The following is a 9,064-nucleotide window of genomic DNA, read 5'->3' on the forward strand; positions in this document are numbered from 1 at the left end:
TGGCAAGGCCTGGCCAACCTGCAAATGATGCACGTGGTACACAGCTGCCAACGTGCTCTGACGGCCATGAAGAAACAAGGGAACGGAAAAATTATTAATGTGGTGCCCGATTGCGGTTTACTGGCCGGGCCACTGACATCAGCAAGCAGCAGCACCTACGCGGGCATTGTCGCCCTAACCGAAAGCCTGAACAGCGAACTCGCCAACAGCCCGGTCAGCGCCGCCCTTATTGCACTGCCTCTCTACCGGGAGTTGTCTCAACAGCTGGATGCCACGGACCCACTCAGCCAGGCCCGCTTTGAACGCAAGACCCGTGACAGCCTGGATACTGCCCTCTCTCTGAGTGCCGATATCATTGCCATGCTGGACAAGCCCGCGGGCACAACCCTGCATCTGCCCTCAGCGCCGACCCGGGCGCAATGGCGCTTAAAACGTTGGTTCAGAAAACACTGGGACCGCAAAATGCAGCAACGCGGACAGCGCTATCGCCGCAGGGAACCGTAAAACGGCGCTCCACAAACGAGAGGCCCGCAACCCAACCAGGCTCAGGCGAAGTTTTCCACGTAGCGCAGCGTGTGCCGGTAATCCCCCGCCAGCGCATCGTCAATTTTCGGTGCGACAAGCGAGACCAGTTTTTTCCCCACCAATGGTACCGAGCTGCTTATTTCCACCTCGGTGTGCTGAACCGCTTCGTTGTCATCCCCGGTGAGGATCATTACACCACTGATTTTCATGGGCACATTACCCAATTCAAACCGGTACTCGGCCTGGTAGCGGCCAGCTTGCGTCGTCGGCGTCCAGAGAAATTCTGTCAATAAATCCGCGCTTTCCGGCAAGAAGCGGCGCGCCACAGACGGCAGCTTGTCCGTGCGTATTTCAATGGGCTGAATCAGCTGAATCAACTTTCCCCGCGGGGTATCCTCAAAGGCCCCAAAGCGGTAATTGTCCACCTTGCCCCATTCGTAACGCGTCTCATAGAACGCCTTGCTCGTCAGGATTTCGTAAAGCCGGTCCACACCGATGGGGTACTGGCGGTCAACCATCACTTTCATACTGTCTCCTGCCCTGAGGCCACCCGCTTCATCAACTGTAACAGCGGCGCCAGCTGGCGTTTCAAATCCGGTAAGGCGCTGATGACGGGACGGGATTTGCCGGCACGCAACAGCGCCAGTGCCTGTTCAATCGTTAATATGGGTGCCGCATCATCCACCGACAAGGTGGTGTCCGCATCATCACTGAGTACCGCACCCGGCCCGAGGGTACGGGCCTTTTTCAACTGTTCATCCAGGGTCAATTGCACCTGGCGCGGCGTCAATCCCACATGAGCGGCCGGGGTCTGGATAATTACGGTCAGCGGCAAACGCTGCACCTTGCCACGAAACTGGAAGGCCAGCTTTTCGCTGACTTTCAACGCCCGTTCCACGAATCGTTTGGCGCCCGCCGGGCCGGCACTGGGCAGCAGCACAGTAAATTGCGCCACGCTGCTACGCGCCAGGGAGTCCTCCTTGCGGATCACCCCACGCAGTGATTGCGCCAGCTTCAACAACACCATATCCGTTCGCTTTTTACCAAGCTGTACGAAAAGTTGATTGAATTGGTAAATCTCCAGTTGCACAACTGATAGCTTGTACTGCTGACGCGCGGCCAATGCCAGCTCCTGGCGCAGGCGGTGCTCCAGGTAACGGCGATTGCCGAGCCGGGTCAGCGGATCAATCATTGCCTGCTTGGCCAGTTCCTTACGCTCGTTCTGGTAATTGGCATGGGCCCTGGCCCGGGCCAGCAAATCCGTGGAGTTAAACGGCTTGCTGATAAAGTCCGTTCCTCCCAGGCGCAGCGCTTCAGCTCGGGCCTCTTCATCATTTTCTGCACCGGTGACGATGATGACCGGTAACCCGGCAATGCCTTCATCCTCGCTGGTGCGGATTTTTTTCAGTAACGCAAAGCCATCCATCTCCGGCATGGCCAGGTCCGAGAACACCACACTGATGGACGGGTTGCTGCAAATCATGGTCCAGGCCTGGAGGCCATTTTCAGCCACCTCGACGCGAAACTCACCACCGAGCATCTTGTCAGCCGCCAGGCGCATTACCTTGGAGTCATCCACAAACAGCAATAAGGGTTTGGGGGCCTTATCCATGATTGCCGGTTTCCTTTTTCAAAATCGCCAGCGCACCCTGCGGCCCGGGCTCGCGCCCGCGTACGTAACCATAAAGCCGTGACCGGCGCTGACAGAAATCCCCCCGCACAATGGCAGGTAAATAATGCTCGTTGAGTAGATGCCCGGGCCGGTCTGCCATGCAGTAAACCGTACCGGCGGTGCTATCAAGATGGGAGAGGATTCCCAACTGGGCAAGATAATCCCGACCATTGGCAAAATGTTCCACATACGGGACCGGGTGCCCTGCTGCGAGAGTCAGTTGCGGATCAATGTCCAGGCTGTCGGCCACGCCGCCAATGCAATACAGCTCCAGTTTCTTGACCAGAGGACGGGTACTGGGATGGCGCAACAGTTTGCGGACGATGTAACTGGCAACGATGGAGCCCTGAGAGTGGCACATCAGCACAACACGATCATTGTTTTCCAGTGCATCCACCAGGATATGCATTGCTGGACGTGACAGTTTGCCGTCCTTGCGCAACGTTCTGGCCGTAATGGATTCGGCCACATCACGCACCAGGCCCCAGGTTGGGGTGTGAATCAAATGCACCGGCCGCCCGAACAAACGGGCGATCTCAGACGTATTGAGGAGTGCCACCGGCCCCGCTGTTCCCATACCATTAATGAAAAACCACCGGCTGCGTGTATTCTCACGCACGGCCCGGGGCGGATGGCACACCAGCGTCCCCTGGCTGATGGATTCACGGGTGGCCGGAACCAATAGTTGCAACAAGGAAAGCAGTGCTTCGCCACGGCTGGAATAGGACGACAGAGAGAGCTCAGAACTAACGCCCGGCTCATCTCCCGCAGGCATAACCATTCGGGGAATGTCGGTGATGTGGCTCAGGCTCAGGCGCAAATCCCGCCGAATGGCGGAGCGGTTATCTATGACGTGGCGTAACCACAGCCGGGGACGGTGCAACATCTTCCTGCCCTGCCTTTACTGTTCTGTTTTTCTTATATGCCGAGCGTGTGTGTCTGCGCTCATATCAGAGTCTGTGCCCGGGAGAGACACCGGCGCTGTCGGCACACCAGAGTACGACGAAATCAGCAGACCAAGAATAGCAGGAAATCACCAAAGAGAGGTCACAGAAGTGAACAACACGCGGAAAAAACAGTGGAGTGTCAGGGCTTTGCCGCCACCATCCCCTTCGCACAACTGCCTGCGGCCTGTCTTCACACAACCGCAGGCAAAGCTGATTAGACGAAGTACATTAGCAGCCATTCAGCCGCCAGCGCGGGCTTGTCTTCACCTTCGATATCCACCGTGAACGCAAACTTGAGCAGCCACTGCCCTTCACGCTTTTCCGTAGCGTCCAGCAAGGTAGCACGCGCGCGAACCCGCTTTCCTTCCTTCACCGGAGCCATGAATCTCAGCTTGTCGAAGCCATAATTCATCGCCATTTTCATGCCTTTGGGCATCAAAAAATCGTCGATGGACGCCTGCAGATACGGCAGCAGCGACAGCGTCAGGTAACCGTGAGCGATGGTGGTGCCAAAGGGGGTATTTCGCGCTTGTTCCGGGTCCACATGAATGAACTGATGATCCAGAGTGGCATCGGCAAAAGCATTGATGCGCTCTTGATCGATCTGAAACCAGTCTGAAGCACCCAATTCCTTGCCGACGTAATCGGCCAATGCTGCGACCTCAACCACTTTCATTATGCTGCTCTCCTAACGGAATCTGTCTCGGTTTTCTTTCGAGGATAACCGCACAGGTTCACAGCACCATGACCTATTAAAACCGGATCAATGCCTACCCTGATGGTTTTGGTCAGTCCTCAACCGCTGCGTCCGTTGCGCAAAGAAAATCATTAATACTGGCAGCCACCTTCTCCGGCTCCTCCATGTGCAAATGGTGGCGCCCTGGCAGCCGTACAATTGAGGCCCCTTCCAGCCAGCCCAACCGGTGATCGAACATGCCATTTCCGCCCATGCCCTGCTCACCAATAATCAGGCAGGTGGGAGCCTTGATGGCTCGAATAAAGCCCTCTACCTGCTCTTCGGTCAGGCGCAGAAAGGAGGTGAGCCGCAAACGGCTGTCTGCCCGCCAGGTCCACCCCCCTTCCACCGGCATCAAGCCGCGCTCGCTCAACAGCCCGGACGACGCATGATTCAACCCGCCAAAGCCCTTGGTACGGGCTTCGATAGCATCCTCGACCCGGGCGTAGACCGGTTTGCGTTTGCCTGCCAGCGAGGAGGAATCATCCAGCGCTTTACGCAAGTTTGTTGCCACGTCCTTGCCGTCGGTGCTGGGCGGGCCCAGCCCTTCGATCAACACCAACCGGGATACCCGCTCCGGGCAGGCCGCCGCGAACAGGCAGGCAATACCTGCCCCCATGGAATGCCCCATCAGGGTGAACCGCTTCCACCCCAGCTGATCCACAACAGCCAGCACATCACGAACGTGGTCCACCAGATGCGTGACCACGCCATCAGGTCGATGATCGGAATGGCCATGGCCGGACACATCCAGCGCCAACAAAGGTCGTTTCAGATAAGCTGATAGAGGCGAAAATGAAGCCGCGTTATCCAGCCAGCCATGCAACGCCAGCACGGGCTCGGCGGTTTCGCCGTCGTCACGGCCTGGCCATTCGAGGGCGCTGAGAGTCTGGCCGTAGACACTGAATTTTCGTTCGATGGCGTCCATTCTCAGGCTCCCTTCGGTTGCAGTTCATCCAGCAATTCACGAAACAGCGCGAGGGTCTGTTCCGGTTTTTCCAGTGGGTACATGTGCGAGCCTTCCGCAATGCGATGCAACATGCGGTGGCGTTTCACGTGACGCCTGGCGCTGTCATGGAAAGGGGACGGCGAGTCCTTGCCAGTCACGATCGCGCCCGGCACTTTCAACCGTGGCAACCGGGTGGCGTTTGTGGGGGTATGGCGGAAAATCTCCACTTCCACTTCCGGTCGAAAACGCAGCCGCCAGCCGTCTTGCCAGGGTTCCACACCGGCTTTCAGGTAATCGGACAAACAACGGGGATCAAACGCCTTGAACAGCCCGCGAGAAGAAAAATAGCTGACCACCGAGTCCCAATCAGGCCAGTAGTCCAGCCGCCCACGGCTTTTCCCTGCCGGGGTCACCTTATCAATTTGTCTCGTCAGTTTTGCTGCGTGCATCAACGCCCCATGCAAACCATTCATCATGGGAGGGTCGAGCATTATCAGACAGGAAAACCACTCCGGATGGCGCTGCGCCACCAGGTACATCAATACCGACCCCAGCGAATGCCCGGCCCCCACAATGGGTTTGGGCAACGGCGCCAGCTGCGCCTCCAGTTCCAGGCTGAGGCTATGCCAGCCATTATCCACCGGGAAGGCAGGGTCATGGCCCGCTCTGTCCAGTACCACCAACTGGTACTCATCGGACAACGGCGCAAGAAAAGTATCGTAACTGTGGCCGGGTATGCCATTGGCGTGAGCGAAGGCAAGCACCTGACGTTGCCCTGATTGTTCAGGCATGAACTCTCCCTGGGGCCAATATCCGACCCAAACAAAAGGCACATCATAGCGGCACTCACAGCTGCCATGCCATGGCCGATAGCGCCATACGTCACGGTAGAGACGTATGCGACCGGTGCTTTTCAGGTAGTGTACAATGCCGGCACAAAGGAGGCGCTATGACCCTGATTTCATTCAACATCAATGGTATTCGTGCCCGTCTGCATCAACTCCAGGCGGTCATCGACAAGTACCAGCCCGCGTTAATCGGCCTGCAGGAAACCAAAGTTCATGATCCGGAATTCCCGGAGCAGGCGGTTCGGGATATGGGCTATCACCCCTATTTTTTTGGCCAGAAAGGCCACTACGGGGTGGCATTGATTACCCGTGAACCACTGGAATCCGTGCAGTACGGTTTTCCCACCGACGTGGAAGATGCCCAGCGGCGCATGATCATCGGCACCCTGAAACATAGCGACGGCAGCCTGGTCACCGTACTCAATGGTTATTTCCCGCAAGGGGAAAACCGCGAGCACCCGACAAAGTTTCCAGCCAAGAAAAAGTTCTACGACGATTTGCAGCATTATCTGATCAACCATCACCAGCCCAGCGATCAGGTCGCGGTGATGGGGGATTTCAATATTTCTTCCACCGATCTGGATATCGGCATTGGCGAAGCCAACCGCAAGCGCTGGCTGCGCGAAGGCAAGACCAGCTTCCTGCCAGAAGAGAGAGAATGGTGGGAACGCCTTGTGGGCTGGGGACTGACCGACACCTACCGTCACCAGAACCCCACCACCGACGATGTGTTCTCCTGGTTCGATTACCGCTCCAAGGGCTTTGATCGCGAACCCCGCCGGGGTCTGCGTATCGACACCGTCTTGGCAACCGAACCGCTCATGGCCAAGCTGGACACCACCGGCGTGGATTACGACATGCGCGGCATGGAAAAACCCTCAGATCATTGCCCCGTATGGGCTCGTTTTAACGGCTGAACAGGGCCTCACATGAAGATCAGGCTGCACCCGGAAAAGCTGAAAGCCAACCTGGATACCCTTGGCTTTATCATCGACCTGGGCATGATTGTGTTGGTCATCGCCAATCTGGGCCTGATCCTGTTCGACTGGCTGTTTCAGGTGCCCCCTGTTCAGGAGTTTCTGGCGTCACTGACGCCGGGCTTCCATAACTTCTACCGGGACACCATTCACGACGATTTCCTGTTCTACGACCTGTGCTTCGTAGCAGTCTACCTGACGGAGTTCACCATCCGCTGGATCGTCGCCATTGCCCGCGGCACCTACCATCGCTGGTTCTTCTACCCCTTTGCGCACTGGTACGATTTGCTCGGCTGCATCCCCGTGGGCAGCTTCCGCTGGCTGCGAATTCTTCGTGTGATCAGCCTGCTTATACGTCTGCAACGCATGGGCATCGTGGATCTGTCGCAAACCTGGCTTGGCCAGACCATCCTCAAGTACTACGGCATCGTCGTGGAAGAAATCTCCGACCGTGTAGTGATCAATGTGCTTAGTGGCGCTCAGCAGGAAATTGGCGGCGGCAGCCCCCTGCTCCACCGCATCGAATCCCAGGTGCTGGCCCCACGCAAAGAACAACTGGTGAGCTTTGTCGCCACCCGTATTGCCAACGCCACCCAGAGAAGCCATGGGCAATATCGCGATCAACTGGCCGAATACTTTTCTCACCTGACAGATGAATCCCTGGTCCGCACCCAGGCGGGCCGGCGCCTGGCCGCCATTCCCGTCGCTGGCCCCCGGGCTATCGCCCTGCTGGGCGATGCCGTGCGTGAAACCGGCAGCGCCTTTGTGGATCAGCTGGTGGATGACCTGGCCTCCCCCGCCAATCGTCCCCAGCTGGAACAGCTGCTGCACGATCTGATCGACGCCGCCGGCGGTGAAGGTGAGCAACTCGATGCACTGGTCCGCGACACCCTGCTGGACGTTCTCGAACAAGTGAAAAACCAGGTTGCCGTTCAGCAGTGGAAGCTGGAAGAAGGAGACGAATCAGTAAAAAGTTGATACGCTCGTATCAGTTAAAAGTATCAACCCAGGCACAGCACGGACCACAGCATGAACAGCATTCCTCCCACTGGTGACGACGACCTGCAACTCCCCGCTTCCCGGGTTCTTCTCGTGGATGACACGCCGCAGAATCTGGTTGCCCTGGAAGTGGTGCTGGAAGATCTGGATTGCCAGGTGGATAGCGTTAGCAGTGGTAACGCAGCCTTGTCCAAACTGCTCAAGGAAGACTACGCCCTGGTGCTGCTGGATGTGCAAATGCCCGACATGGACGGCTTTGAGGTCGCGGGCATCATGCGTTCTCACAAGCGCACGCAGAATGTGCCCATCATCTTTGTGACCGCGATCTCCAAGGAAACCCGCTTTGTACAGCAGGGTTACCGCAGTGGCGCCGTGGATTATCTGTTCAAGCCCATCGATCCCCAGCTATTACAAAGCAAGGTATCGTTTTTTCTTGGCCTGGATCAGCAGAAAAAAAGGCTGGAAGCCAAATTAGCGCGAGCGCGCCGATCAGAGGCAGAAATGAATGCCCTGTACGGTGAACAACCCGAATAGTTCCACGGGTATACTGCGACGGTCAGGACGACCCATAAAAAATATCATGGCCATTTCAATTCCCGGATACAGATTGACCAGCCGCCTGGGCAAAGGCGGCATGTCTCACGTGTTCCTTGCCACCCAGCACTCCTTTGAGCGGCAGGTTGCCATCAAGATCCTGACGCCGACGCTGGCGCTGGAACCCCGCTTTGCCGAGCGCTTCATGCAGGAAGCTCGTACCGTTGCCAGCCTGAACCATCCCCACATCGTTCCCGTTTACGACGTGGGTGAGCATCAGGGCTATTATTACCTCACCATGGAACACGTAACCGGCGGCAGCCTCAAACAGCGCCTCGCCGACGGTGCACTCGATGAGAGCAACGCTCAAAACATACTTCGCCAGCTGGCCGGCGCACTGAACTATGCCGGCGAACACGGTTTTATTCACCGCGACGTAAAACCCGACAACGTACTGTTCCGCGCCGACGGTTCTGCGCTGCTGGTGGATTTCGGCATCGCCTCCAACGTGCTGCGCGACACCAGCGTTACCCAGTCCAACGCGATCATGGGCACGCCCAAGTACATGAGCCCCGAACAACACCGCTCCCAGCCGCTGACGCCACAGTCGGATCTCTATTCCCTGGGCTGCGTATTTTACGAGATGCTGGCGGGCAAGCCCCCGTTTAGCGCCCCGGACGCACGTAGCATGAGCCTGGCCCACCTGCGCGACCCGGTCCCCCTGCTGCCAGTGGCATTACGCCGCTACCAGCCACTGATCCGCCAGTTGCTGGCCAAAGACCCGGCAGACCGCCCGGAAAGCGGCAGTGCCCTGATTGCCCAACTGGATAATCTGGAGCCCGGCCCGGGGCACTATACCGCAGACCGCTCCCGCTAC

11 protein-coding genes are annotated in these 9,064 nt (G+C 57.6%); 5 read left to right on the top strand and 6 right to left on the bottom strand.

Annotation, left to right across the window (positions count from 1 at the left end; all coding sequences use genetic code 11):
* Positions 1–504, top strand: a 504-nt coding sequence (locus tag A3754_RS14505; RefSeq protein WP_156497003.1) for an SDR family NAD(P)-dependent oxidoreductase, incomplete at its 5' end; no start/stop codon positions are given.
* Positions 505–545: 41 nt separating this feature from the next.
* On the opposite strand, the gene A3754_RS14510 is transcribed toward A3754_RS14505, so the two are convergent.
* The 6 genes from A3754_RS14510 to A3754_RS14535 form a co-directional block, all read right to left on the bottom strand.
* Positions 546–1,052 (bottom strand): DUF2505 domain-containing protein, encoded by a 507-nt coding sequence (locus A3754_RS14510; protein ID WP_063520269.1) that lies wholly within the window; start codon positions 1,050–1,052, stop codon positions 546–548.
* Complete coding sequence (locus tag A3754_RS14515; RefSeq protein WP_063520270.1) at positions 1,049–2,137, bottom strand: diguanylate cyclase domain-containing protein; 1,089 nt, start codon at positions 2,135–2,137, stop codon at positions 1,049–1,051. The genes A3754_RS14510 and A3754_RS14515 overlap by 4 nt, the downstream gene beginning before the upstream one ends.
* On the bottom strand, positions 2,130–3,083 hold the full coding sequence (locus A3754_RS14520; protein ID WP_063520271.1) for a hypothetical protein: 954 nt from the start codon (positions 3,081–3,083) through the stop codon (positions 2,130–2,132). Before A3754_RS14520 ends, A3754_RS14515 begins: the two co-directional genes overlap by 8 nt.
* Before the next feature lie 275 nt (positions 3,084–3,358).
* Positions 3,359–3,820: a MaoC family dehydratase gene (locus A3754_RS14525; RefSeq protein WP_063518676.1), complete on the bottom strand. Its 462-nt coding sequence runs from the start codon at positions 3,818–3,820 to the stop codon at positions 3,359–3,361.
* Positions 3,821–3,932: 112 nt separating this feature from the next.
* Positions 3,933–4,808 (bottom strand): alpha/beta fold hydrolase, encoded by an 876-nt coding sequence (locus tag A3754_RS14530; protein ID WP_063520272.1) that lies wholly within the window; start codon positions 4,806–4,808, stop codon positions 3,933–3,935.
* Between the two features lie 2 nt (positions 4,809–4,810).
* Complete coding sequence (locus A3754_RS14535) at positions 4,811–5,620, bottom strand: alpha/beta fold hydrolase (RefSeq protein ID WP_063520273.1); 810 nt, start codon at positions 5,618–5,620, stop codon at positions 4,811–4,813.
* Between the two features lie 158 nt (positions 5,621–5,778).
* Between A3754_RS14535 and xthA the strand changes: the two genes are divergently transcribed.
* From xthA to A3754_RS14555, 4 genes are all read left to right on the top strand, one after another.
* The gene (gene xthA / locus A3754_RS14540) at positions 5,779–6,594 is read left to right on the top strand and encodes an exodeoxyribonuclease III (protein ID WP_063520274.1); all 816 of its coding nucleotides are present in this window, start codon (positions 5,779–5,781) and stop codon (positions 6,592–6,594) included.
* Between the two features lie 12 nt (positions 6,595–6,606).
* Positions 6,607–7,632: an ion transporter gene (locus tag A3754_RS14545; protein ID WP_063520275.1), complete on the top strand. Its 1,026-nt coding sequence runs from the start codon at positions 6,607–6,609 to the stop codon at positions 7,630–7,632.
* A 51-nt stretch (positions 7,633–7,683) separates the two neighbouring features.
* The gene (locus tag A3754_RS14550) at positions 7,684–8,187 is read left to right on the top strand and encodes a two-component system response regulator (protein ID WP_063520276.1); all 504 of its coding nucleotides are present in this window, start codon (positions 7,684–7,686) and stop codon (positions 8,185–8,187) included.
* Between the two features lie 73 nt (positions 8,188–8,260).
* A partial coding sequence (locus tag A3754_RS14555; protein ID WP_063520277.1) for a serine/threonine-protein kinase occupies positions 8,261–9,064 on the top strand: 804 nt, incomplete at its 3' end.

Source organism: Alcanivorax sp. HI0083 (assembly GCF_001635175.1).

Coding starts and splice junctions, on each gene's coding strand:
- A3754_RS14510 (WP_063520269.1), bottom strand. CDS start 1,052: ATGAAAGTGATGGTTGACCGCCAGTACCCCATCGGTGTGGACCGGCTT.
- A3754_RS14515 (WP_063520270.1), bottom strand. CDS start 2,137: ATGGATAAGGCCCCCAAACCCTTATTGCTGTTTGTGGATGACTCCAAG.
- A3754_RS14520 (WP_063520271.1), bottom strand. CDS start 3,083: ATGTTGCACCGTCCCCGGCTGTGGTTACGCCACGTCATAGATAACCGC.
- A3754_RS14525 (WP_063518676.1), bottom strand. CDS start 3,820: ATGAAAGTGGTTGAGGTCGCAGCATTGGCCGATTACGTCGGCAAGGAA.
- A3754_RS14530 (WP_063520272.1), bottom strand. CDS start 4,808: ATGGACGCCATCGAACGAAAATTCAGTGTCTACGGCCAGACTCTCAGC.
- A3754_RS14535 (WP_063520273.1), bottom strand. CDS start 5,620: ATGCCTGAACAATCAGGGCAACGTCAGGTGCTTGCCTTCGCTCACGCC.
- xthA (WP_063520274.1), top strand. CDS start 5,779: ATGACCCTGATTTCATTCAACATCAATGGTATTCGTGCCCGTCTGCAT.
- A3754_RS14545 (WP_063520275.1), top strand. CDS start 6,607: ATGAAGATCAGGCTGCACCCGGAAAAGCTGAAAGCCAACCTGGATACC.
- A3754_RS14550 (WP_063520276.1), top strand. CDS start 7,684: ATGAACAGCATTCCTCCCACTGGTGACGACGACCTGCAACTCCCCGCT.